At 54.8% G+C, this 23,705-nt stretch carries 29 protein-coding genes and 2 pseudogenes; 23 read left to right on the top strand and 8 right to left on the bottom strand.

Annotation, left to right across the window (positions count from 1 at the left end; all coding sequences use genetic code 11):
• The first annotated feature begins 35 nt into the window (after positions 1-35).
• The 4 genes and pseudogenes from ACWGKN_RS01405 (at position 36) to ACWGKN_RS01390 (ending at position 3,215) form a co-directional block, all read left to right on the top strand.
• Complete coding sequence (locus tag ACWGKN_RS01405) at positions 36-908, top strand: hypothetical protein (protein WP_452094541.1); 873 nt, start codon at positions 36-38, stop codon at positions 906-908.
• A 165-nt stretch (positions 909-1,073) separates the two neighbouring features.
• Positions 1,074-1,514, top strand: a complete 441-nt coding sequence (locus ACWGKN_RS01400; protein ID WP_452094540.1) for a hypothetical protein — start codon at positions 1,074-1,076, stop codon at positions 1,512-1,514.
• 95 nt (positions 1,515-1,609) lie between these two features.
• Positions 1,610-2,083 carry a CreA family protein gene (locus tag ACWGKN_RS01395; RefSeq protein ID WP_424254341.1) on the top strand — a complete coding sequence of 158 codons (474 nt, stop codon included), beginning with the start codon at positions 1,610-1,612 and terminating at the stop codon, positions 2,081-2,083.
• Positions 2,084-2,157: 74 nt separating this feature from the next.
• Positions 2,158-3,215 (top strand): annotated as a pseudogene (locus ACWGKN_RS01390) (DUF2235 domain-containing protein).
• On the opposite strand, the pseudogene ACWGKN_RS01385 reads toward ACWGKN_RS01390, so the two are convergent.
• Positions 3,143-4,372: pseudogene (locus ACWGKN_RS01385) on the bottom strand (IS1634 family transposase); the annotation flags it as partial. The pseudogenes ACWGKN_RS01390 and ACWGKN_RS01385 overlap by 73 nt on opposite strands.
• Before the next feature lie 281 nt (positions 4,373-4,653).
• On the opposite strand from ACWGKN_RS01385, the gene ACWGKN_RS01380 reads away from it, so the two are divergent.
• Entirely contained in the window at positions 4,654-4,860 is a 207-nt protein-coding gene (locus tag ACWGKN_RS01380; RefSeq protein ID WP_452094539.1) for an excalibur calcium-binding domain-containing protein, read from the top strand.
• An 84-nt stretch (positions 4,861-4,944) separates the two neighbouring features.
• Here ACWGKN_RS01380 and ACWGKN_RS01375 read toward each other — a convergent pair whose 3' ends face one another.
• Both ACWGKN_RS01375 and ACWGKN_RS01370 read right to left on the bottom strand, forming a co-directional pair.
• The gene (locus ACWGKN_RS01375) at positions 4,945-6,003 is read right to left on the bottom strand and encodes a sensor histidine kinase (RefSeq protein ID WP_452094538.1); all 1,059 of its coding nucleotides are present in this window, start codon (positions 6,001-6,003) and stop codon (positions 4,945-4,947) included.
• Between the two features lie 129 nt (positions 6,004-6,132).
• A complete protein-coding gene (locus ACWGKN_RS01370; protein WP_452094537.1) occupies positions 6,133-6,390 on the bottom strand; it encodes a hypothetical protein in 258 nt (85 codons plus the stop codon).
• Between the two features lie 251 nt (positions 6,391-6,641).
• Between ACWGKN_RS01370 and ACWGKN_RS01365 the strand changes: the two genes are divergently transcribed.
• From ACWGKN_RS01365 to ACWGKN_RS01355, 3 genes are all read left to right on the top strand, one after another.
• Positions 6,642-7,478, top strand: coding sequence for an OmpA family protein (locus tag ACWGKN_RS01365; RefSeq protein ID WP_452094536.1), 837 nt, complete (start codon positions 6,642-6,644; stop codon positions 7,476-7,478).
• Positions 7,479-7,752: 274 nt separating this feature from the next.
• The gene (locus ACWGKN_RS01360) at positions 7,753-7,965 is read left to right on the top strand and encodes a hypothetical protein (RefSeq protein WP_035233231.1); all 213 of its coding nucleotides are present in this window, start codon (positions 7,753-7,755) and stop codon (positions 7,963-7,965) included.
• Between the two features lie 647 nt (positions 7,966-8,612).
• Positions 8,613-8,858 (top strand): hypothetical protein, encoded by a 246-nt coding sequence (locus ACWGKN_RS01355; protein WP_452094535.1) that lies wholly within the window; start codon positions 8,613-8,615, stop codon positions 8,856-8,858.
• A 252-nt stretch (positions 8,859-9,110) separates the two neighbouring features.
• On the opposite strand, the gene ACWGKN_RS01350 is transcribed toward ACWGKN_RS01355, so the two are convergent.
• Positions 9,111-10,145, bottom strand: coding sequence for an HD-GYP domain-containing protein (locus ACWGKN_RS01350; RefSeq protein ID WP_452094534.1), 1,035 nt, complete (start codon positions 10,143-10,145; stop codon positions 9,111-9,113).
• A 413-nt stretch (positions 10,146-10,558) separates the two neighbouring features.
• On the opposite strand from ACWGKN_RS01350, the gene sodC reads away from it, so the two are divergent.
• The 9 genes from sodC to pckA all read left to right on the top strand — a co-directional run bounded on the left by sodC (position 10,559) and on the right by pckA (position 17,450).
• On the top strand, positions 10,559-11,086 hold the full coding sequence (gene sodC, locus ACWGKN_RS01345) for a superoxide dismutase [Cu-Zn] SodC (protein ID WP_452094533.1): 528 nt from the start codon (positions 10,559-10,561) through the stop codon (positions 11,084-11,086).
• A 137-nt stretch (positions 11,087-11,223) separates the two neighbouring features.
• Entirely contained in the window at positions 11,224-11,631 is a 408-nt protein-coding gene (locus ACWGKN_RS01340; protein WP_035233228.1) for a DUF2703 domain-containing protein, read from the top strand.
• A gap of 253 nt (positions 11,632-11,884) precedes the next feature.
• Complete coding sequence (locus ACWGKN_RS01335) at positions 11,885-12,097, top strand: hypothetical protein (protein ID WP_424254548.1); 213 nt, start codon at positions 11,885-11,887, stop codon at positions 12,095-12,097.
• 631 nt (positions 12,098-12,728) lie between these two features.
• On the top strand, positions 12,729-13,307 hold the full coding sequence (locus ACWGKN_RS01330; RefSeq protein WP_452094532.1) for a class I SAM-dependent methyltransferase: 579 nt from the start codon (positions 12,729-12,731) through the stop codon (positions 13,305-13,307).
• A 59-nt stretch (positions 13,308-13,366) separates the two neighbouring features.
• Positions 13,367-13,801, top strand: a complete 435-nt coding sequence (locus ACWGKN_RS01325; RefSeq protein WP_452094531.1) for a hypothetical protein — start codon at positions 13,367-13,369, stop codon at positions 13,799-13,801.
• 92 nt (positions 13,802-13,893) lie between these two features.
• Positions 13,894-14,358 (top strand): YHS domain-containing (seleno)protein, encoded by a 465-nt coding sequence (locus ACWGKN_RS01320; protein WP_452094530.1) that lies wholly within the window; start codon positions 13,894-13,896, stop codon positions 14,356-14,358.
• Between the two features lie 363 nt (positions 14,359-14,721).
• Positions 14,722-15,150, top strand: coding sequence for a hypothetical protein (locus ACWGKN_RS01315; RefSeq protein WP_052160305.1), 429 nt, complete (start codon positions 14,722-14,724; stop codon positions 15,148-15,150).
• 288 nt (positions 15,151-15,438) lie between these two features.
• Positions 15,439-15,693 carry a hypothetical protein gene (locus tag ACWGKN_RS01310; RefSeq protein WP_052160304.1) on the top strand — a complete coding sequence of 85 codons (255 nt, stop codon included), beginning with the start codon at positions 15,439-15,441 and terminating at the stop codon, positions 15,691-15,693.
• 164 nt (positions 15,694-15,857) lie between these two features.
• Entirely contained in the window at positions 15,858-17,450 is a 1,593-nt protein-coding gene (gene pckA, locus ACWGKN_RS01305; RefSeq protein WP_035233222.1) for a phosphoenolpyruvate carboxykinase (ATP), read from the top strand.
• A gap of 129 nt (positions 17,451-17,579) precedes the next feature.
• Here pckA and ACWGKN_RS01300 read toward each other — a convergent pair whose 3' ends face one another.
• Positions 17,580-18,179: a PAS domain-containing protein gene (locus ACWGKN_RS01300; protein ID WP_424254539.1), complete on the bottom strand. Its 600-nt coding sequence runs from the start codon at positions 18,177-18,179 to the stop codon at positions 17,580-17,582.
• Between the two features lie 385 nt (positions 18,180-18,564).
• Between ACWGKN_RS01300 and ACWGKN_RS01295 the strand changes: the two genes are divergently transcribed.
• Positions 18,565-18,831 (top strand): hypothetical protein, encoded by a 267-nt coding sequence (locus ACWGKN_RS01295; protein ID WP_452094529.1) that lies wholly within the window; start codon positions 18,565-18,567, stop codon positions 18,829-18,831.
• Positions 18,832-19,024: 193 nt separating this feature from the next.
• Here the strand turns inward: ACWGKN_RS01295 and ACWGKN_RS01290 are convergent, their stop codons facing one another.
• Positions 19,025-19,546 (bottom strand): lipid-binding SYLF domain-containing protein, encoded by a 522-nt coding sequence (locus ACWGKN_RS01290; RefSeq protein WP_424254535.1) that lies wholly within the window; start codon positions 19,544-19,546, stop codon positions 19,025-19,027.
• A gap of 310 nt (positions 19,547-19,856) precedes the next feature.
• Here ACWGKN_RS01290 and ACWGKN_RS01285 point away from each other — a divergent pair, with 310 nt between their 5' ends.
• Complete coding sequence (locus ACWGKN_RS01285; protein WP_452094528.1) at positions 19,857-20,459, top strand: DUF3786 domain-containing protein; 603 nt, start codon at positions 19,857-19,859, stop codon at positions 20,457-20,459.
• Positions 20,460-20,640: 181 nt separating this feature from the next.
• On the opposite strand, the gene ACWGKN_RS01280 is transcribed toward ACWGKN_RS01285, so the two are convergent.
• The gene (locus tag ACWGKN_RS01280) at positions 20,641-20,799 is read right to left on the bottom strand and encodes a hypothetical protein (RefSeq protein WP_452094527.1); all 159 of its coding nucleotides are present in this window, start codon (positions 20,797-20,799) and stop codon (positions 20,641-20,643) included.
• On the opposite strand from ACWGKN_RS01280, the gene ACWGKN_RS01275 reads away from it, so the two are divergent.
• The 3 genes from ACWGKN_RS01275 (at position 20,787) to ACWGKN_RS01265 (ending at position 22,170) form a co-directional block, all read left to right on the top strand.
• Positions 20,787-20,999 (top strand): hypothetical protein, encoded by a 213-nt coding sequence (locus tag ACWGKN_RS01275; protein WP_035233215.1) that lies wholly within the window; start codon positions 20,787-20,789, stop codon positions 20,997-20,999. The two genes, ACWGKN_RS01280 and ACWGKN_RS01275, sit on opposite strands and share 13 nt — an antisense overlap.
• Positions 21,000-21,017: 18 nt before the next feature.
• On the top strand, positions 21,018-21,767 hold the full coding sequence (locus tag ACWGKN_RS01270; RefSeq protein WP_452094526.1) for a Mut7-C RNAse domain-containing protein: 750 nt from the start codon (positions 21,018-21,020) through the stop codon (positions 21,765-21,767).
• A gap of 85 nt (positions 21,768-21,852) precedes the next feature.
• Entirely contained in the window at positions 21,853-22,170 is a 318-nt protein-coding gene (locus ACWGKN_RS01265) for a transcriptional regulator (protein ID WP_452094525.1), read from the top strand.
• 135 nt (positions 22,171-22,305) lie between these two features.
• Here the strand turns inward: ACWGKN_RS01265 and ACWGKN_RS01260 are convergent, their stop codons facing one another.
• Positions 22,306-22,935: an outer membrane protein gene (locus tag ACWGKN_RS01260; RefSeq protein WP_424254527.1), complete on the bottom strand. Its 630-nt coding sequence runs from the start codon at positions 22,933-22,935 to the stop codon at positions 22,306-22,308.
• Positions 22,936-23,153: 218 nt separating this feature from the next.
• Here ACWGKN_RS01260 and ACWGKN_RS01255 point away from each other — a divergent pair, with 218 nt between their 5' ends.
• Positions 23,154-23,435 (top strand): hypothetical protein, encoded by a 282-nt coding sequence (locus ACWGKN_RS01255; RefSeq protein ID WP_452094524.1) that lies wholly within the window; start codon positions 23,154-23,156, stop codon positions 23,433-23,435.
• Positions 23,436-23,705 lie beyond the last annotated feature (270 nt).

Here is a 23,705-nt window from a genome sequence, read left to right as displayed (position 1 = left end):
CCCAGGCTACGCCGATTTACGACACGACGGTATTTGTGGAAAAACTTCTGGAAAAGTTCCTTGCACAAAGGAATGAACTGCAGAAATTGCGACAACAATGCAATACGGTCCAGGAAATCTACGATGCCAACACCGCTCAACCCTCCCTTGCCGATATCGATCTGTTCAATACCACTGCCTTAGCGGAAGATGGGCAATTTGCGCCAATCGTTGATTGGTTCAGGAAAAAGAAGATAAAAATTGACATCGACTCAAAACACCTCGATACCACCGGATTCTTTGACGAGGTGGCCGTAGCCCTCGGCGACAATTACGAACGGCTGAAAGATATCGGCGAAAAAATCAAACGAACGCAGAAAAAAGGATATCAGAACCTCAGCATTCCTCTCGCGAAGAAAAGTCAAAAGGAAGCCACGGAAATAATCGAATTCTGTCAGAAGCTTTATGAATATTCTTTTGTTGCCAAATACTTCTACCAAAAACAAGAGAAGATTATCCGCCTGGCGCTCCAGCCGGCTCCGGCAATTGTCCAGTTTTTCGATGGGAGATGGTTCGAATGGTATGTATTTATCAAGTTCACGGCACTGCTTCGAGACAAGGGGCGCGCTTTTTCCTGCTCGCGCAATATCTCTGTCACCTTTGCGAATGAGGATTTACACGAACTGGATGTCTTCTTCCTGGTGGATGGCCGACTTCCAATCTGCATAGAATGCAAGACCGGCGAATTCCGTCCCGATATTGAAAAATATCTGAAATTACGTACAAGAATTCATATGGACAAGTCCAACTTCCTGCTCTGCGTGGTTGGCTTGAGCCAGGAACAGGTTCAGGGCTTGAGCAGCATGTACGATTTAACGTTTGTCAATGAACGGAATTTTCTCGATCAGGTTGAAAAATTAATTGGCTGATAGTTATAGAACAGCTATCCAGGAAGAACGGGGCTCCGATTTGTCAATGCATCTTCGTGCCCCTTGTCCGGGTTGTGGCTCATCAGAGTTCTTTCATTGATATGGGCTTGTATGGGCTCAAAGTTATCCACAAACCTCGATATGGTCTTTTCACCGATAAACAAAATGGACCGCACCCACTCAAGAAATCATCTATTCCTGCTGGTATTGGTCGTCGTCCTCGATTGCGGCCTGCTCCTCGGCATGCCTGATGGCGGACTCCTGACCCCGACACCCGTAATGGCTGACAGGGGGGACGATGAAAAGTACCGGCAGAATGAAGATGTTCGGCAACATAATCAAGACGAGGATGAATATTATCGTGATTTGAACCAACTCGAGGAAGAAAGAGAGCGAGAAACGGTCGAATTGGAAGACGAATATAACCGGGAGTTGAACAAGATCGAGGAAGAATATCAACGGGATATCGCGGAAGAGGCCGATCCATCCAGGGCCCAGGAAAAATTCCAGGATAAGCGCAATGACCTCGGATTGCAATTTGAAGAGAAAATGCGTCAGATTTCGAAGTGGTACGAGGAAAAGACCTCCGAAATCGACGGACGATGATCGCAACGGTCAGGAAATGGCGTTGCCTTCGAAAGGGACATCGGCGTCACAATCTTTCCGTTCCCAGGGACCAGCAGACGGTGAAGAGGTTGAATATGAAAAATACGTTAATGGCAGCGATGCTGAATTTTCTATTGCAGATTGCCGGGACCAGCCTGGTCCTGGCCGAAGACATTGGGTGCCTCGACACGACGTTCAAACTGCTGAGCCCCAACGATTCGGTCTGCGTCTCGGCCTTCGAGGATCCGAGTGTGCCCGGTGTGACCTGCCATATCAGCCAGGCCCGAAAGGGTGGCTGGGCCAGCGTGGTCGGTCTCACCGAAGACCCGTCGCGTTTTTCCATCGCCTGCCGGCAGACCGGTCCCATCACCCTGCCGGCCAAACTGCCGGCCCAGCAGAACGTCTTCAGCGAGAAGACCAGCGCATTCTTCAAGAACACCAAAGTCATCCGGATGTTCGACAGGAAGCACAACACCCTTGTCTACCTGGCTATCAGCAAGAGAGTTATCGAAGGAAGTCCGGAGAATGCCATCTCCACCGTGCCTGTTATGCCTTGGGGTGGCAAGTAATGCACTTGCGGGAATAATCCCCGTCCTCAACCCTGCAAGGAGGTGAGCCATGAAAAGAATAGCGGTATTCTGTGATGGCACCTGGAATTCTCCCAAGCATGGATTCCCCACCAACGTCCTGTAATATGGCTCAGGCAGTCAAACCGGTGGCCAATCGAGCGGCACAGGTCGTCTTCTATGATTGGGGCATCGGCACCGATCAGCACACAATCGCCGGCGGGATGACTGGCGTCGGAATCGACAAGAATATCACCGACTGCTACAGGTTCATCATCCATAACTTCAACCCGGGGATAAACTGTTCTTTTTCGGATTCAGCCGAGGCGCGTATACCGTGCGTTCGCTGGCCGGACTGATACGGAATTGCGGTCTGCTCAAACGCGAACATGCCGGCAAGGTTCAGGACGCCTATCGATTGTACAGGCAAAGATCGAATGACACCCATCCGAATTCCGATCAGGCGGTACGCTTCCGCCAGGATTTCGCGATCGAAGATCTGACCAGCATTGAATTCGTCGGCGTCTGGGACACCGTCGGAGCGCTTGGCATTCCGATTCCTTTCCTGGGGTCACTGGGGGAAAGCGACTACGTTTTCCACGACACCGAACCGAGCAGGATCATTCAGCACGCCCGGCATGCCGTATCAATCGACGAAAACCGGAAGCATTTTGATCCCACGCTGTGGTCTCGCAAGGAAGAGGTCGACATCCAGCAGGTCTGGTTTGCGGGAGTGCATTCGGATATCGGCGGAGGGTATGTGGAGACCGGGCTGAGCCACTGCGCGATGGAATGGATGATTCAGGAGGCGAAGATCCTTCAATTTGAGTTTGAGGATCACCTGCATGACACCATCCATCCGGATCACACCGATGTGCAGCATGACGAAAGGAAGGGATTTTACCTCCTCGACCACAAAATGACGCGGAACGTATCCGAACCGCTTCATATTTCTGTCAAAAACCGCTGGGAAGAAAACATTCACAATTACCGCAGGACAAGCAGGGCACTCACCAGATTTTTGAAAGGCAAAGACAACGACTGGAACCGAACTTGGGTCAACTCGTTGCGCATGAGCACACGGTATTTTAAATCAAAAAATTCTGTGATCCGGAGCATGTCCGGAGCCCTTTGAATATGATGCCAGGACCGGCCACATGCCGGCTCGGCGATCCTCTCGATGAGCAATGCCAGCACACAGATCTTCACATGGCTCTCAATCCGCCGGGATGCCCAGTGGTACATCGGTGTCAGCTTGATCTGGGTGCGCTTGAGCGAGCGGAAGCACCGTTCGATGACCATCAAGCCTTTATAGCCGCAGGCGGCATCTTCCAGGCTGATGGTGTCGTCATTGGTCTCGATCACCCATTTGCCGTCGTATTTGGTTGCCGCAACTATCGCCGCCCGATCCATACGGATCAGACCGGCTTTGGTTATCCGCAGATAGCGCTTGAAGCGTCGCGAAGCCAGCAACTCAATGGCCCATTGGGCGGTAGCGCCAAGATCCTGATGCCGTCCGAGTTCACTCTCCAGCAGTTCGATGATCATCCGGCGGTGATGGCTCTGACGCTCGGCTTCCCCGGGGTTGTAACAGAGGATGTAACGTCGGCGTCTTTCACCATCGCCGACGATGACCTCCTTGGCATAGAGATTGTCCCTGAACCTGGTAAAGCGGCCGCGCTTGCCGAGAACCTCCCGCTTGACCTCGGAGACGCTTGCCATGCGGCAGGCGAGGAGATACTTGCCGCAGGCTTTGGCCAACTCGGCTCGATTGTCCTCGGAGTTCATGCCCGAGTCGGCAACGAACATCGCCCGGCCGAGGTTCCAGCCTCGCAGATCGGCACGGACCCGCGCGACGGTGCTGACATCGGCAGTGTTGCCGGGCAACACCCAGCTGCGCACCGGTACACCTTCGCGGGTAACGGCCAGAGCCACCACGACCTGGGGCGCCCAGCCCCCTTCCTTGCCATGCCCGAATTTGCGCAGGGTAGCGTTGGCGTCGGCATCCGAATCGTCTTCGGCGTCGACATGGAAGGAAGCGGTCGTCGTGTCATAGAAGATCGGATCGACTTCCAGGTTGAACAGATTGGCGGTATTGAAAAACACCGTCTTCTCAACTTCATCGATGTTGGCATGGAGCAGGTCCATCGCCTCATACATATGCCTGAGTTTCAGGTTCTGGCAGGAAGGCGGGTGGACGGTGGACAGCCAGCGGTCCCGGACGCCGAGTTTCGATTCCGGATCGCACGGCCGGTTGGCGACCATGGCCAGCAGGGCGCGCTCGTACGGGACTTGGACCCCGGCGGTTTTCTCGAAAGTACTCGGCGACCGAGCCGTCCTTGTTGGTACGTTTTGTTGTTCGTAGATACATGCTTACATGAATAGCATCTTAATCCACTCTATGCAAAGATTAATTATCAATTCGTATGCCTACATAAAACAACCGGACCCTAACAACAAAAAAATTCAAGCAGCTGATTTTACATGATCCACGGTTTGTCCCAGGAGTAAAACCGGCCGGCTTTCTGCCTACTGGCCGCAAACCCAAGTTTGAATTCCCGATAATCAGCCAAATGGTGAATTTCCTCAGAATTAACGGGAACAAAGGCCAGTCTGGACAAGATGCGACGGGAACCAGTTTTGCATGTGACGGTCGGACCACTTGTCCTCAAATGACATCCTGCGACGAAGCGAAATTTTTTCAAAAAAATTGCCCTGTCGAAGATATGGACGGCGATCTCGACGGCATTCCTTGCGAAAGCGAATGGTGCCTTCGCTGAATAAGTAGAAAATGAACGATTCCGCCCTCAGCAATGTGGATTATGATTGATTACCCCCCTCGATCAACCCGGCCGGCCAGCAGCTCATTCCTTGGGGAGAGTAAAGACAAAATTAGGATGCCCTCCCGGGGAATCCTCGTACCACAAGTCGCCGCCATGGCGTCGTACCAGTTCACGAATCACAGTCAATCCAATCCCGGTACTGGACTCGCTTTCATACATTTCAAATATCGATTGTCTCTTCTCCTCGGGAATTGATTGACCGCTGTTGAAAACGTTGAGTTGATACACCTGCCCTTTATCCTCAAAACCGTAGGCAATGACGCCCCCTCTGGGGGTATACCGTATGGCGTTGGAAAAAAGATTCCGATAAACGATAACAAGCCAATTTTTATTGGCGGATATCAAGATCCTGTCACCTGGTATCCCACCGAGCCGATTGTCGATCAAAATCTCTCCATTTTCGATCTCCTGCGAAAATTCCTCGAGAAGAGGGTCGATGATATCCTCTCGGAGATCGAGTCTTTCCTTCCTTCCGATTCGACTGGAATTCATCACGCATGATTTGGTCAGATATTCCCCGACAATTTTTTCAAGTTTAACCATACGGTTGAAAACATCGTTCAGCGTTTGCTTCACGCTTTCGCTCACCGCCCCGAATCTTCCTCTTGCCAATAATTTGATGGTCGAAGCAATCGAGATTATGGGGGACCGCATATCGTGCGTTGCCATTGAAAGCATTTGCAAAATGTGGTGTTCCAGATTTTTTCGTTTAGAAATATCACGGGAAATTCCGATTACTCCGATAATCTCTCCGTCAGTATGTTTCCATGGAAATTTAGAGACTGATACCCAGGTATGGGTTCCGTCCGGACGTGTCAGTTCCTCCTCCTTATCCAGGATTGCTTCGCCTGTCTCCATAACGAATATTTCATCCTCACGGCATCTGACGGCCTCCTCCCGGGGAAGAAAATCAAAATCGGTTTTCCCGACCATATCCTTTAACCCTACCCCTGACCTCCTTGCCTTGGCTTCACTCACCAGGACAAATCTTCCGTCCATGTCCTTGAAGAATATGGAATCTTCCGTGTGATCCAAAAGCGCCATCATCTCCGGGCACCTCTGGTTGAAATTATCTGCCATGCCTGTGGACCTCCAAAAAGAGGATAACGAGGCCGAAGTTCCACCGCTTTCCAGGACAACTCTCACTATCCGTTCGCTCGGCGGACACCGTCCGACTCGTTTTTCCCCAAGGTGCTTATCCGGAATTTCTCAATGTTTTTCTGGGCCGGCTTCCCGGCCGCTGTCGGCCAGGTTGATATTCAACACGGCCGTCCCTTTAAAAGTATATGTTGAGATATCGGAATATGGAAACAGAAACGCGCACCAGGCGATGACAAATTCTGCGCGTTCAGGAAAGGCTGCCGATGCCCCGTCAACCGGGATCATCGGGTTCGGCTCCTGTTTCCACCCAACAGTTGCCTCAACCACCACCTCCTCATCGACCACCATCACGTAGAAATTCCCCATTAATACCAAATGCTTATTTGAATTACTTCAATTCACAACCGCGCAGCGGGAAAAGGTGGTGCAGTGACCAATCGGATTTATCTGAAAAAAACACCGCAAGCATCCGGAGTTCGAGAATTTATTGACAAAGGTTTCAATACGTTGAAAATAGGTTGGCAACGACAGTGTCGTACAACAGGCGCGGCGATCCGCGGTGCCTGAGTTTCGGGGTGTTTGCCCTAAAAAACTACAAGAGAAATCCAGGGGATAAAATGAAAAATGCAATGACGGTGATCTTCGGTCTGCTTGTTGTGGTGGCAGCTTCCAGTCTGTCCATGGCCGCCGATCAGGATCTGAAAGGGAGCAAGGATCATCCGCTGCTGACCAGAATGCCGAACTTCTTCATCTCGGAATACAAGGATAACGAGTTCGACAGCCATAAATTCATCGGTCGGAACAAACAACCGATCGTCATCGAAGGCCACAAGTACTACATCGGCTACAATTTGAATAAGGGGGCGGCTGAACCTGGAGAACTGAAAATACGCAGAAACATCCAGGACGCGTTGAAGAAGATCGGCGGGGAAGTCGTCTTTGACGACAACTTCAACAGGGTTTCCACCATCGTTCTGCAGAAAGAGGGTAATGAAACGTGGGTCGAGGTGCGGTCATTCAACAACAAGTACCGCCTGTCGATTGTGGTTAGGGAGACCATGCGGCAGGAGGTCGCGGCCAGTGCCGAAGTAATGGGAAAAGACATAAATTCGACCGGTCATGTTGCGATTTACGGCATATACTTCGACAGCGGCAAATCGGAAATCAAGCCGGAGTCCGACGCCGCCATCGCGGAAATCGCCAAACTCCTCCAGGACGTCGGGGCACTGAAGGTGTATGTCGTCGGCCATACGGACAACGACGGCTCCTTCGATTTCAACATGAAGCTGTCAAAGGATCGGGCGGAGGCGGTGGCCAGGAGCCTGTCGGGCAAACACGGGATCGCCGCCGCTCGCATGGATTCTTATGGCGTGGCGTCCCTTTCTCCGGTCGCATCGAACGACACGGCGGATGGAAAGGCCAAAAACCGGCGGGTGGAATTGGTCAAACAATAAGGGCAAAGGGCGATCCGGTGCACCGATGAATATGGCACGTTTGGATTGTCGGGGCCACGCCCGTCCCTGTCCGCCCTTCGTGTGCCTGGCGCCGGCAATATTGACAAGACGGCAACCTCCTCTTAGCTTCTCAGAAAGACGGCCTGTTTCTCCCGGCAGATGTGTTGAGTTTTTTTTTAGTTCATCTGCATCAGCCAGACTGCCGGGTGTTTTCCGGGTGATCGGGAAATTATGAAAGGGGTTGTCGGATAACTCTAACCAATGGAGGCCACCCATGACCTATACATGTCAAAACTGCGGTGCGACGGCAAAAGAACGCAGCAAACTCTGTAATCCGGCGAACGAAATAGACCTCGAAAACTTGTGTGCAGTCACTGCGGAAAGAGTTTGCAGCGACAAAAAAGATGAGATGCAATTTTCCTGCGAGGCCTGCGGCAGCGTTTCGGCATCCTCGGAGAATCTGTGCATCCCGATCGAAATCAGATAATTGGCGGCGAAGGGATGGACGGTGATTGGGAAAATTCGAGATCACCATCCATCCTATTTCAACCTTCGTTTTCAAGACGAAGATGGGCCGAATGCACCGTTTTTCCTTATTGTCCGATATTTTCCGCCAGGGGTTGCCCGGAGGCAACACCGCCGGGGTGGGATGAGAAGCCCGGTTCATCTGCAGTGTGAGCAGCAGCAACTGCCAATTTTGTTACGAAAATCCCCTTCCCGTTTATCCGCTTTTCAGCCCGGCGAAATACCTCACAATCTGCCGACAGATTGAATTCAGACGTCATCACCGTATTGATTTACATCATGTTTTCTTTTTTATAACAGCAGGTTAGTATCACATACTGTTTTTTTCTTGCGAAAATTGCCTGTCACCTGTTAGGTAGGTAATGCCGATCGCAATATCCGAACCATTCCAGGGACAGGATTGCTGTCATCCCTTTTCATTTTTTCTTGGCGTCGCGGTACGGCATTTGTCGTTCAAGAATGATCAGGCGCCTCCGCCGGTCGATCCTATCGATAACCTTACGCTGAGGCTGTTTGCTGAAACTTTTTTAGAATCATTTTGTAAACGGTGAGGTAAGAAACCAGTTCTGTACGTGCATGCCCGAAGTAGACCACCAAGAGGAGGGTTGAATGATTCAGATTATCGACCATGTGGGAGAAAGATATCTGTGTCCGGTAACGCAAAAAACAGAGACCGTCTTGATTCAGCAAATAACCACCAGATCGAAAGCGCTGGAAATCCGCAAAGAAGATATTTACCCGATTACCAAAAATTTCGAATACTGCTCCGGCCTGGATGTCTGCGGTGTAATGAAGATTCATAGCGACGGTCTCACGTTTACATGGGAATTGTGTCCATTGAAGGCGACCCTGTAACGAGAGAAACCGGCGTCATCGGCGTATCGATCGCCCACCGGCAATCATATGGTCTGCACCCTGGACCAGGCCCTGAAGGAGAGGGGGCCACCGCACGGTCCGACTCGGCTCCGCGGCGTTAGCGGCTGCGCCATGCCGCCTCTGATCTGCGAGGCGATCGGGGAATCGTCATTTTCTCCACTTCGATTCGATACAATGAGTGGCATGAGCCTGATGGATTTGCGGTCAATGGCCGCACGAGCCGCCTTCGAATTACAGTGTTGATAACATCGAGTCCGCGGCAACAGCGGCATTGATGGCATCGAACTCCTGCCGGGGCAAGGTTAGAAACACTTCGACCACCTGCGGATCAAAATGGCCGCCGCTTCCTTTACCGATTTCGGCAAGCGCTTCCTCATGGCTCACCGGAGTGCGGTAAGGTCGAATCGAAGTCAGTGCATCGTACACATCCACCACCGCAAAGAGCCTCGCCCCGAATGGAATATCTTTCCCCTTCAGACCACGCGGATATCCGCTGCCGTCGAAGCGCTCATGATGGGCATGAACGATTTCCGCGGCCCCCCGAAGAAATTTGATCCTGTTGACGATATTGTAACCAACTGCAGGATGTTCATTCATGATTCGCCGCTCTTCCCCGGTAAACGGTGTCGATTTCAGGAGAATGTGGTCCGGGACGGCAATCTTACCGACATCATGTAACAGCGCCCCGAAACCGATAGCCTTTTTTTCGGCCTCATCAAGATGGAACCTGTCGGCCAACAGCAGCGTATACTGCCTGACCCGCTGGGAATGGAGATTGGTATTGTGCTCCTTCATATCAAGTGCCGACACAAGGCCGAGGAGCGTTTCCTCGTTGGCCTGCACGAGATCCCTGAGATGACATTGTTCTCGACTGAACAGCCAGCCCGCCACCAGCCCCACGACCCAGAAACTGACCAGTTCTCCCCCCTGATTGGCCTGTTCCATGTAGTTCCCCGGCCAGTCCAGAATCGCGTGCAGAGAAAAAAGGAGACTGGTCAACAAGGTTACATATACAGCCCCCCTGATCCCGTACCAGGCGGCCGCCATCACCGGAGGGAGGAAATAGAGCTTTCTTAACGCGATATGGAGAACGTGAAACGAGTGTTGATCGGTCGGGATCAGGAAATGGAACAGAGTGATCAACCCTGTGAACAGAATGAGCACGATGATCTTTCCTCGTCCCCGTATTGTGGCAGCCTGCATCTCTATGTCCTTCTCGGGTGATGGAGGTTCAAACCTTGGACGCCAAGGCAATGATCCCATCATACATGGGCAAGACCGCCGGTGCATCCCTTCAAATTGAGGCGATGAGCGAAAGCGGCGCCGACCATCGCCGAGAATGATGATCAGTAGATGAGAAATTTACCGAAATGATTGGCGTTCGTCTGTGGCGTTGAACCGCAATAAAAATCGTTTCTTAAGGTGCCGCATCGATGCGTGAGCGGATGCAGCGACTATCCCCTGCTCGATGTTCATCGATGCAATCCTTCACTTCATAAAGGTGAGGACTTATACTGTTGTGTATCTTTCGGAGAGACGGAGGTTGGCTGATAAAGGTTTTTTTACCGTGATCATCGCAACAAACCGTTGATCGCCAATCAGGCCATTGGGTTATTCTGATGCAAAATAAACAACAAATCCAATGGAATACACGTTCAGACCATGAGAGAGGAAAACACATGAAACGATCACTATTATTTGCCGCGATCATTGCGGGATTCATCGCAACGCCCCCGGCATTCGCCGCCGACTCGACGGTTACGATAAATCTGACCGACGAACAGGGGATCGGCAAGAGCATCGGCACAGTTGTGATATCCGAAGGGCCGGATGGGTTGGTCTTCACCCCGAAGCTCACCGGCCTGACGCCGGGCCTGCACGGTTTTCATATTCACCAGAACCCCGACTGCGCCGCAGATACCAAGGACGGCAAGGTCGTCCCCGGTCTTGCCGCAGGCGGCCATTACGATCCGGACGGAACGGGAAAACATGAAGGCTTCGAGGGGATGGGGCATCTCGGCGACCTCCCGTCGCTCGACGTCGGCGCTGACGGCGCCGCCACAACCGCGGTGACGGCCTCGAGGCTCAAGCTGTCGGATGTCAGGAATCGTTCGCTGATGATCCATGCCGGAGGAGACAACTATTCCGACCAGCCGGCCCCGCTGGGGGGTGGAGGTGCGCGGATCGCCTGCGGCGTCATCAAATAGTCCACAAGGCGGAGGGCCAAAAATGGGGACCATATCTGCGGGACAGTGCGATATGGAACCCTTCGTCAATACGGCATCGGCGGCACGGATCATCCCGCTGCCGCGAGCCGGCGCATCATCGACACAAGGACGGGAATATGCTCAAGACATTGACAATTCGATGGCAGAGACTCGTTGATGGACAGGGTCGGACATGTCCCCGCTGCCGATCCACCGGCGATACGGTTTCGGAGACGTTCCAGAAGATCGGAAAGGCCCTGGCGGAACTTGGCATCGACGTCGAGTTGAAAATGGAACCGATCGACTTTCCAATGTTTGCCAACGATCCACTGCAATCCAACCGCATCTGGATCGGCGGACGGCTCCTTGAAGAATGGCTCGGCGGCACCGAAGGCCGGAGTCGATGTTGCGAGGTGTGCGGCGAAGTTGACTGCCGGACGATTTCGGTCGATGACGGAACCTATGAGGCGATTCCTGAACATTTGATCGTCAAGGCAAGTCTGCTGGCGGCGGCGGCACTGTTCAACGGCAAGAGGGCAGAATGAAGCGATCGTCATGGGGCGATAGCCTTTTCGGCGCCGAACGGAGCGTGCTGGGCTCCCCTCCTTATCCTCAGCCAACATTGACAACCTGCAGACCTCCCCTTAGTTTTTCCATAAGGCCCCCCTGTCCCGCGGGAGATGGTTTCCATTTTCATCTCATGAATACACTATCATCAAGTCCGGTGGGTGCTTTCCGGTGTTCCTGGAACGTAGAGAACGGGTGGGGCGAGCAATTCCAACGAAAGGAGGTTACACAATGTCCTATACATGTCAGAACTGCGGGGTGACTGCGGAGGAGTCCAGCAAGCTCTGTAATCCGGCCAGTGATTTGGAGAGCGGAAATTTATGCGGAGTTCCAGCAGACAAGGTGTGCGGCGGCAATATGGAGCAGATGAAATATGCCTGTGATGCCTGCGGCAGCGTTTCAGCCACCTCTGATAATCTCTGCAGCCCGAGTGCGATCAAGTGAACTCGGGCAGAGCGGGTGGACCATGACCTGCCGCTCGGGACGCCCCTGGTCCACCCCTCTATTCTGTCCTCTTCCCCGCTGGTGCCCCCGCCGCTGAAGCGGGTACGGCACGCCCATCGAGACTGCCCCATCAGGCGTTATCCGAACGCCCGCCGCCCCCTGACAATCGCCATTCCCATCACGCGTCGAGAGCGGGATCCGCAGTCATCTCCAGCCCGTTTTTCCTCACCACCAGCCAGCTCGCGGGTTCATCCGATACTGGCGGATCACTGGACCACCAACAAATAACAGCTTCCGGAAAAATCGGTGATGACTTAATCAAGCATTGTGTTATGGTGAGATATTGACCTGATCCTATTGTTATTGCATGTTTTTTCAAATTAATCATAAGATGCGCAAATCTTCGAACCTGTAGCCGGCGATACCACCTCTCAGGCTTAAGAGACAGCGGAGTCATTGATATGATTGACCAGAATACCTACATTTTGATAAATGAAATTTTCGTGTGTTTCTTTTAATTCGAGATATGATTTCAGCCGATATTTGACCGTGATGATCGCTTCCACATCGGCATGCGATCCACTCCGCGGTGATACTCAAGGTCAGTTAACACATTCTCAGGAATACATGGATGACCAACAAGAAATCAAATAACTCCAAAGTTAATGGTAGTCTTGTTTTTATTCAGGAATTCTTCAAGCATCCGCTTCAGATCGGATCGATCATCCCGAGTTCCCGTTATCTGGAGCGGCGAATCGTCGAGGCCTCCGGAGTGGCTGCCGGCAAGGTCATCATCGAGCTGGGCCCGGGAACAGGGGGCGTCACCCGGGCGATGCTGCAGGCAATGCCTCAGCACGCCAAACTGCTGACCATCGAAATCAACCAAAATTTCAACAGGATGGTGCGCAGCATAGAAGACAGCCGGCTCATAGCGCACCTGGGCAGCGCCGGCGACCTCAGGGAGATCATGGCCACCTATGGCCTGGAACCGCCGGACGCCATCGTTTCCGGCATTCCTTTTTCAACCATGAGCCGCAGCACCGGCTCTCAAATTCTCGAGACCGTCACCTCTTTGCTGCCGCCCAACGGCCGGTTCGTCGCCTACCAGGTCAACGGCCAGGTCGCGACGCTGTGCCAGCCTTTCATGGGACCTGGGAGACTTCGATGGAGTTACTCAACATCCCGCCGATGCGTATTTATCAGTGGGTGAAGAAGGCCTGACGGCGGAACACGACCGCCCGGCCTTTTTTCCGATCATCCTGCCCTACCATGAACGAACAGGAACGCAGGCAACGAATCAGCCAGTTGGATGCGGAGATGCTCGGGGGGCAGGTCTTCCTCTCTGCATGGTGTGCCTTCATCGTCAACGAGACGGATACCGCCTTTGTCCACGGGGCCTTTCTCGCCGCGATCCTGACGGCCGTCGCCGGGATCGAGACCTGTTTTCGCTTCGAGTACCGCGCCGGCGAGCGACAAGGCCTCAACGATCTGATCAACGATGCAACCGTCGATGAAGACCTGAGACAAGATCTGCACACCCTCAGGAAGTATCGCAATCAATGGGTTCATATCAACGACCCGTGGAACGATGACAAGCTGATACAGTCCCCGGAAGAGTTGAGGAACGAACTTGAGCGCACCGCCTTGTTCGCCGTCACAACACTGCGCCGGGTAATGTATGTCCATCAATGGATCCAAAGATGAGTATCCCGCTGGTTCATCACGATCGCCTTCACATCCGATGAACCGGCTGGAGCGTATCGGAAGTCAGGAAAAATACTATCTGGAGGTGAACGATGTCGACATCACTGAACTCGACCGGGAGAAGGCTGACCATCTGGTTGCTGGCGTGCCTGCTGGTGGCTGGACTGGGAGGTACGGCCGTCGGGATCTCGGCGGCAAGCGATACCGCAATCAAGGGGTATGACCCAGTTGCCTATTTTCTGGCCGGCAAGGCGATGAAAGGCAGCGAAGCCCATACCTACCGGTGGCACAACCTGACCTGGCATTTCCAATCCGGCGGCAACCGGGATCTGTTTGCCGCCACGCCGGAGGAATTCGCCCCGCAATATGACGGGTACTGTGCCTGGGCCATGACCGAGAAGCGCAAGGCGATAACCGATCCGGAAGTCTGGAAGATCGTTGACGGCAAGCTCTACCTCAACTGCAGCATGGCGGCATATGCAAAATGGAGCCGGGACATCCCCGAAAATATCGCAAAGGCCGACGCCAACTGGCTGGAATTTCAACAAGGCAAGTAATCGTGAAGACAAGAGGAGCCTCTGGCGAAATAACCGGATTGTGTGTGGGAAAAATACCGGAGGTGGCGTTGATTTCCGCCATTTCGAGTTTTCCTCCGTGGGCTATTCCAACTTCCTTTCGTCTGTCATATAAAGGTATTTCGCCATTTGAAGGTATTTCAACCTTTTCTTTCGTGTCATTCCGGGCTTTCCTCTGCTGTCATTCCGGGCTTTCCTCTGCTGTCATTCCGAGCTTTCCTCTGCTGTCATTCCGAGCTTTCCTCTGTTGTCATTTCGAGCTTTCCTCTGTTGTCATTTCGAGCGATAGCGAGAAATCTCGCTGCTTGCTGCCGGTGTCAACATTCAACTCAAAGGAGTCGCACCATGAAAAAAATCGCCATCATTCTTGCCGGCATTCTCCTGATGATGAGCTATGGATGCCGCACCGAAGAAACGAAAGAAATGACGAAAAAGACCGAAGAAGCCGCAACCGTCACCACTGAAAAAGCCTCTGACCTGAAGGACAGGGCAGCGGCGGTGACCCGGGAAGCGGCATCAGTTGCCAGGGAAGCTGCCGGGGAAGCAAAGAAAAAGGCCGAGGATTTTGCCAAGGAGGCTGCCCCTGCCACCAGGGAAGCCATTGGCGAGATCAAGAAAAAAGCCGCAGAAGTGACAATAGAGGCGGCAACGGCAACGGAAAAGGCCGCCGGCAAGGTCAGGCAAAAGGCCGAGGAAATCACTGGCGAGAGTGTGCCCGCCACCGGGGAAAATGCCGGGGAAGTGGAGCATGCCGCGGGTGAAACGGCGCAATAGCCCCGGTCATATACCTGTGCCCAGAGGGCGGCTGCACCAGATCGATCATCCCGACCCGCCAGGCTGCGGCACGCTTGCTCTCGTTTGCCCGGATACAATCGACGGCGGATTTCCCCATCGCCCCCGGAAAACGCGTCGCTCGTCCTCCCGGCATCATTTGGTCCCGCCCTTGACCCGCCTCTCCCCTGTCCCCTATAATTGACTGATCGACTTCCATTTTCAGGACCCTTATGCCACTACGAACCCGGGATTCAGCCACACACACCCACAGTGACAGGAGTACGCATCATGACCGATGACAACGTCACCTCTTCCGACGGAGAGGGAGCCAAGTCTTCTTATCTGGTTTTCAAGCCATACCCTCTGCAGGTCGGCCATCGGATCTTCATCGAAAGTGGCCCCCGGCGGGGAGACTGGAAGGTGATCGGCCTGAGCGATCGCAAAATCAGGCTCCGCTGCCCCTTCTCGGGACGGGAGGTGGAGTGGGATCGCTTTTGTTACCTGGTCGAAGAGAAGCACGGTCCGTGGCCGCATCCTGAATAACGGCGTCGCCACAACCCGCTGGAGCCGGTCGTCGCTCAAGCCGCGCGGTCACAGCCAACTGCCCGGCAGCAACCGGGATAATCTTCTGTATCAATTGGCGGATCAATGATGAAGAACACAGGATTGATCGGCAAGACTTACTATTACAACGGGGGAGCGAGACAATGAGGCTGAACGACATCACCAGAGGCACGGGGCTCGAAGCGCATGGCATCACCAATGCCAACCTGATCTACTGGACGCCGCCGACATCGGTGCTCTACGAGCAGATCGTCAAGCGCGGCGAAGGCCTGATTTCCCACCTCGGCGCCGTCGCGGTCAAGACCGGACATTACACCGGTCGGGCCGCCAACGAGAAATTCATCGTCGACGAGCCGACCAGCCACGACAACATCGCTTGGGGCAAGGTCAATCGGCCCTTCGACCCTGCACTGTTCGACGCGCTCTACAAACGGATGTGCGCCTACATGCAGGGCCGCGACCTGTTCGTGCAGGACTGTTTTGCCGGCGCCCACCCGGAGCACCGGCTGCCGATCCGGGTCGTCACCGAGAAGGCCTGGCACTCCCTGTTCGCCCGCAACATGTTCATCAATGCGACGGAGGAGGAACTGCAGCACCACGCACCCCGGTTTACCGTCGTCAACATGCCCAACTTTCACGCCCTCCCATCGATCGACGGCACCAATTCCGAGACCTTCATCATTATCAATTTCGCCCGCCGGATGATCATCATCGGCGGCACGAGCTATGCCGGCGAGATCAAGAAGGGGATCTTCACCATCCTCAATTACCTGCTGCCGGTGGAAAAGCAGGTCATGGCGATGCACTGTTCCGCCAATGTCGGGCCGCAGGGCGACACCGCCGTCTTCTTCGGCCTGTCCGGCACCGGCAAGACCACCCTCTCCGCCGACCCGAACCGCTCGTTGATCGGCGATGACGAGCATGGCTGGGACGACAGGGGGGTGTTCAACTTCGAAGGCGGCTGTTATGCCAAGATCATCAATCTCTCCAGGGAGGCCGAGCCGGAGATCTACGAGACGACCCGCCGCTTCGGCACCGTCCTCGAGAACGTGGCGATCGATACCTTCAGCCGCCGGGTCGACCTGGCGGACGATTCCTTCACCGAAAATACCCGCGCTTCGTACCCGCTGACCCACATCCCCAATATCGTCGGAAGCGGCTGCGGCGGCCATCCGGCCAATATCATCATGCTCACCTGCGACGCCTTCGGCGTCCTGCCGCCGATCGCCCGCCTGACCCCGGCCCAGGCAATGTTCCACTTCCTCTCCGGCTATACCGCCAAGGTGGCCGGAACGGAGGCCGGGATCACCGAACCGACGGCCACCTTTTCCACCTGTTTCGGCGGTCCGTTCATGCCGCTCAACCCGACCGTGTACGGCGAGCTGCTGCGGGACAAGATCGCCAGGCACAATGTCACCTGCTGGCTGGTCAATACCGGCTGGAGCGGCGGAGCATACGGCGTCGGCTCGCGGATGAAGATCGGCTACTCCCGGGCCCTGGTCAATGCGGCCTTGAACGGCTCCCTGAACGCCGGGGGCTTCGAGAAGGATGCATTCTTCGGCCTCGACATCCCGACCAGCTGCGCCGAGGTGCCGGCCGAGGTTCTCAACCCGCGCCAAACCTGGGCCGACAAGCAGAAATATGACGAAACGGCAACCAGGCTGGTGGGAATGTTCAAGGAAAATTTCAGGAAGTACGAACCGGATGTCACGGCCAATGTGGCCAATGTCATGTGAGTGGTGACCGGGGGCATCGCCCCGATGGCGATCAGGCCCGCATATGATTACAGGACGGGTGTGAGATCATAACCTGGCCCGGAGGCGGGCCAGGTTACCAGGCTGTTGATTTGGCCCGGCGAGGCCGGTCTAGCCGGTTTTGAAGCAGGCCTCGAGCTTGTCCCGCTCGATCCTGTAGCAGTCCGGACACAGGCCGTGGGAGAAGTCGACACCCCAGTTATTCTTGAAATAGGCCTCAACGACCATCCAGGATTTCTGGTCGTCCCGGACTTTTCTGCAGACGGAACAGATCGGTATCATACGATATAACTCGGCGATCTCACTGATGTCCTCGATCACCAGCAGCACCAGGGTCCTCATCTCAAAGAAAAACGGGGAAGTGGTGATGAGAGCGTATATCTCGACCTTTTCCCCGCCTTTGACAAGATCAATCCTGGTCCGCCGCCGCACCACGCGCCCGCCGTTGAATGCTTCGGTCACCGAAGCGCGGATGATGCATTTTCTGCAGGACGGGGTGGTGCCGCAACCCTCAATCCCTTCGTGCGAATGCACACAGTGCATGATGTCGCCGGCGCGCTGTTTGATCACCGTCCCCTTGTCGGCCATCAGCAGTTCGGCGGCGGCGGCATTGCACTCTTGAATCCTGACATCCTGGTCGACCACAAAGACCAGCGACGGCAACGCATCGAATACCGCTCTCAGAATATCGGTATTGTCTCTCTCACCCATGGTCAGCACATCCTCATGCTGTAATTCAACGATATCAGAATCAATACTGTCTACCGGGGATATACCGGAGCCGAGGAAGGTCCGCCCCAAGCACTCGCTCCTCGAAATACGTCGAAAGAGCATCGTTATTCCCGCTCCCCATCCGTTTTTTCAACTCCAATCCATCTTCATCTATCAGGAATAATGTATATTTTTACAATAGAACAATCTCCGAAGACTGACAAGTAAAAACGACGGAACCCCGCTGCCGAGACCCGGCAACCGGAACCTTGTCGAAATCGCCACACAGGGGAGCTTCTTGTTTATCTTGGGCTCATCCTTATAGTGAATGTAGCAGTAGAGTTTCATCTCTGCTGTGTAATCCATTTGAAGAATGGAGGATACAATGATGATAACCAAAGAAGCGCTATGTAAAAAAATAGAGGAGGTCTTTCCTAAGGTGGGAGCGTGCGGCATCGATTTTGATGTCGAATTTGACGACAAGGTCCAGGCCTGGACGGTGGACCTGCATCATGAGGATCGTCATTTACGCACATTCGTCGACGTAGATGAGGCGAGCGTCTGCCTGGAAGGCAAGCTCTGCATCCCTCTCGGCGTGCAGGTGGGGCAGCTCAAGCATAACTTCGACCTGCTGACCTGCAGCGAACACTGACATATGGGAAGCGATGCGGGACCTGATCGGCATTGGCAATCAACAAAGGGACCGTCCAACCGGACGGTCCCTTTCTGTATTCAGGCCTGCCTCCACCGGAGATATGACATGGACGACGCATGCATACGATCCCGAGGTCAGCGTTAAGGTGACGAAGGAATTTCGCAACAGTTCTCCACGTCTTTCTCAGGTATTACAGAGGCTCGAAGGTGAATTTCTGGCCACCGACGGAAAACTCGTACATCAGACCGCCCTTGGCGTGCACGAAGACAACCATCCCCTTCGAATATTTGGTCTCAGCATGGGATCCACTCTCCGGACCGGTACTGACGCCGGCGCTGACACCTGTGGTTCCGGCCCTGGCCCCTGCCCCCACCGTTATGGCGACCGCCTGGGCAGTGGCGCCGAACTCGAAATTCCCGCTGGTGAATTCATCGTATGCCCGTTTGTCCTGGAAAAAGATGATCTCACTGAAGGCCTGCCCTCCCGCCTGAAATCCGATCGTTCCCTCGATCACCGATGATTTCCCGGTCACTGCAGCCCCACGGTAGACCTGGCCTTTGCCATAGGAGCCGCCGACGACAAACCCGCCCTTGCCGATCAGCGGGAATACGGCATATCCATATGAATTATTGAAAAACTTTTCAACGACAGGGGATTCTCGAAAAATCTTGATGGTCGCCGAATAATCCTCGATTTCAGCGGCAGCGGCCATGGTTGATATCCCGAAAATACATGCGACAATGAATGAAATCGGTAATAGTCTCATTTTCGTCCTCCTTTTGCTGGTATGATCTTCGCTGATCCGGGGTCCTCCGCACCACATCCGTCGCCACAGCCGATCACATCCAGCGCGGCACCACGTGTGCGGTGAAGGATCCCGCGACAGGACCCACCCCCGGAAGCACCTGAATCACTACTCGTCGGGGTTTCCGGCATGGGCACACCATAACCACTTTGCCTGATGACGCCAGTCTGCCGATGGCTATGGCCTGGTTACACCCATCAACCTCCTTGAACAGATTATGCCGGACTTGATCGACAGGATGTATTTTCAACAGCTCTCGGCCCTGGAGCCGGTTGAGGTCTGCACCCGGGCCCAGTGTGCCTATGACGGGACGGACAGGTACTACACCGTCGCCGTCTGGGATCAGGATTACAGGGTCTATCCGCACCTGATGAAGGTCGAGTCCACTGGTGACGGGTCGGAACGGCTTCACCCCTATTTTGACCTCTTCATCGTCCACTACCTGCTGCGGGCAAAGGCGATCGAGCCGGCAGGGCAATGGATTTCCGAGAAGGATATCCCGGGCGGCGCCACTTTTTTCCGCGGTCCCCATGCCATCCCGACAGAATGCATCTCCAATCGTTTCGGCAACGATCTCCCGGCATTCAAACGCCGATGCCAACAGCTGCGAGGCCTTCCCCTCGCCCTCGCCGATGCCGCCTATGTCTTTGCGATAGCGCCACGAATCTCGGTGGCGGCCCTGTACTGGCGTGGTGACGAGGAATTTCCGGCGGAGGCCGGGATCCTGTTCGATCGAACCATCGCCCAGCATCTGGCGACCGATATCGTCTTTGCCGTAGCGGTCGGGATATGCGAACGGCTGGGAGCAGCATCCGGCTGAACAAGCGATCGATAGCGGCCCCGCCCGACCTCGCCTTGAGCCGCTGTTTGCGGAAACCGAAATGGCACCGCTTGATTCCACACCAAGGCCGCCCTCGGCGCCGGGTGTCCTGCCGCCATGCAGCACCGCCGCCGGCACGGTTCCCGGGCCACGGCTCTATTGACAATGCAGCGTCCACCTCTTAGCTTTCGATATGGGCAATCTGTTTCATCAGCCAGGTATCTTCCAGTACGATTTCGTTATTTGACTGCCATGGAAATACCGGGCGCCGATCATGGCGGCGGGTAACGGGATTGCCGTGCATTTCCAGCAAGAGGAGGTCCCCCAATGGTGTATTCATGCCGAAATTGCGGTGCATCCGGCGAAGACTCCAGCAAACTCTGCAACCCGACCAATGAAGTCCTGAACCACAAGTTCTGCGGCGCTTCACTGGAGAAGATCTGCGACAGCAAACTGGTGGACATGACTTTCGTCTGTACGACCTGCGGCAGCTTTTCAGCCGACTCGAACACGCTGTGCAGTCCGAGCCGGGTCGACTGAAATCCGGGCAGACGATCGGTGGCCGGCTCTGGTGACATGAACGCCTTCTTTCATTTTCACGGTGATCTGACGAATCTGCTCCGCCGCCGCTGGCGTGGCGCCACGCCGATCATCCAGCCCGTCACCCGCTCCGCCTCCATCAAGGATGTGATCGAGTCCTTCGGCGTGCCGCACACCGAGGTCGGCGAAATTCTCTGCGACGGCATGCCGGTGCAGTTTTCCCGACTCGTGGCGGCCGGTCGACGCTTCGACATCCTCCCGATCCCTGTCCCCCGGGAGGTGACACAACCCACCCTGCTGCACCCCCATCCCCTCCAGGGCCTCGGCTTTGTCGTCGATATCAATGCCGGCCGGCTGGCCCGCTACCTGCGGATGGCCGGGTTCGACACGTTGTACGATTCCACCTGGGACGATGCGAAGATCCTGCAGGTGCTTCAACTGGAGCCGCGCATCCTTCTCACCCGCAGCCTCGACCTGCTGAAGAGGAAAGAGGTGGTATACGGCCGTTATATCAGGGCCGAGTCGCCGGTCGCCCAGATGCGGGAGGTATTCGATGTCTTCGGCGTCACGGAACTGCTCCGGGCGTTCAGCCGCTGTCTTCAGTGCAACACAGTGCTGGAGCCGGTGCCGAAACAGGATATACTGCCGCGCCTGGAACCGCTCACCATCCGCCATGTCGATGCTTTCAGCATCTGCAGCCGATGTGATAAGATCTACTGGGAAGGGAGTCATGTCGCGAGGATGCAGCGGATGCTGGAGGGTCATTAGGGCGTTACCTCCGAGCCGCTGTCGAAACCAACAGAGATCAGCCGGTATCGTGGATTGAAGATATCGGCAACGCGGAGCATCGGCTGTGATCCGTCCACTCAGAAAAAAAGAGACTGTCCCGGAAGAACGCGACGCCACCATCAGACGGGAATTGATGCACCTCCTTGCAGGCAGACAGCTGCCCGTCAGCGTTCTTTCGAAAGAGATCAGGAAATCTGAAAAAGAGCTCTACGACCATCTCGACCACCTTCAACGGTCGGGAATCCTGGTCATTATCCCCGCCGAATGCGGTGATTGCGGCTATATCTTCGAACACCGGGCCAGACCGCGGAAACCCGGCAAGTGCCCCCGCTGCAAGGGGACCCGCATCGAGCCGCCCCTCTTTTCAATAGCCGCGGCGTAATCAGTTGCCCAAGCGGGTTGTCTCCGTTCGTCACGACCAGGGGGGAGTATCGGGCAATTCCGGAAAAAAAAGGGGAAGGGGGGAACAGCCAATCGCCTCGACGGAACCGACCGGGAGACGATTGGCTGCAACAGCTCAGAACGTATAGCGCATGCCTAAGTAGATGTTATGACTGGAGGGTGAGTCTACATAAACGCCATCCGAAAATTCCAGATCATCGGTCATGAAATACCGGTATTTCACTTCGAGATCGAAATTTGCATTGACGGCATAGCTCACCCCTGCCCCAACCTGCCAGGCGAACACGGTATCATCATCACTCGTCGGCTGCAGCCCTGAACCAGGGATAGCAAGATCATTTATCTCGACGTTGGCCATACCGATGCCGGCAGTGACAAAGGGGGTGAATCGGCTGCTGTTGGCAAAATCATAATAGCCATTGGCGAGAAACGACGTAGCATTCATATCTCCCTTCAAAGGAACGCCCACGCCGAAAGCGCTCCATTCGTCCAGATCATTCTCCTGGTAGCCGACTTCCGCTTCCATACGGAAACTTCCCAGCCGGTAACCGATCGCGCCGGTAACCGCCAAACCCGAATCAAACTCCGTCGATAACTCAAAGGGATCACCTTCGACTCCCATGTCGGCGTCCTCGGCCAGGGCCATACCCACATCGGCACTGATGTACACCCCGTCGGCGCTGTAGGCACTGGCGGTAAACACGAACGTCGCCGCAACCAGTGAAGTGCAGAATACTTTCTTCATGACTACCTCCTCATACAAAATAAGGTTCACGTTACTACATGTAATCATTACATCAAGCACATCTCTTGATGCAATGATCCTCCTTGATCAAAGAGTGATGAAAACGTCTCTTATAATCATATGGGAACGTATCAATTTTTGTCAAGGTACAGTTTTTTTAATCCGGCTCCACCGAAAGAACGCGGGATCCCGCCGGACCGGCGGCCTGGATCAACCACATGATCCTCGCCCAACCGCTGATGGCAACCATCGAGCTGATCGGCTTCCCGCTCTATCGCTGGCACTGGCCGCTGCTCCCCTTCCCCCGCATCGCCGAGATCGATCCCCCCTCGCCCGGTCTGCGCGCCGCGACGCTGGCGCTCAACGTCCTGTTGGCCCGGCTCACCTACCGGTTCATCGATCACACCCTGCCCGCGTCCGCCTATGCGGCCCACAATTTCATCTCCCCGATACTGAACCGGCAGCCGGTCGACTGGCCACAACCCGTTCACCATCGATGACCATCACCGGTCCCGTCAGGCAGCCGACGAACCATGGTCAGCTGTCGTCATCAGGAACTATCTGCTGGACATCTCCCGGGAGTTATGAGACGTTCTGACTAGAGGATGTTGCAGTTACAAAGACCCGGCAACCGCCATCGGCCGTTTCAGGCCGCCGTTAACGGGCAGCGGCGGCGATCACCGGCAACCTCCCTCCGGGCACCGGTGAGGTCGGACGGCAGGGGGGCAACGGGAACAGGACCCAGGTTATCGCGGCAGCCATGCCCGACG

The sequence above is a fragment of the Desulfoprunum sp. genome (assembly GCF_053613775.1).
This window is presented reverse-complemented; position numbering and strand designations above follow the sequence as displayed.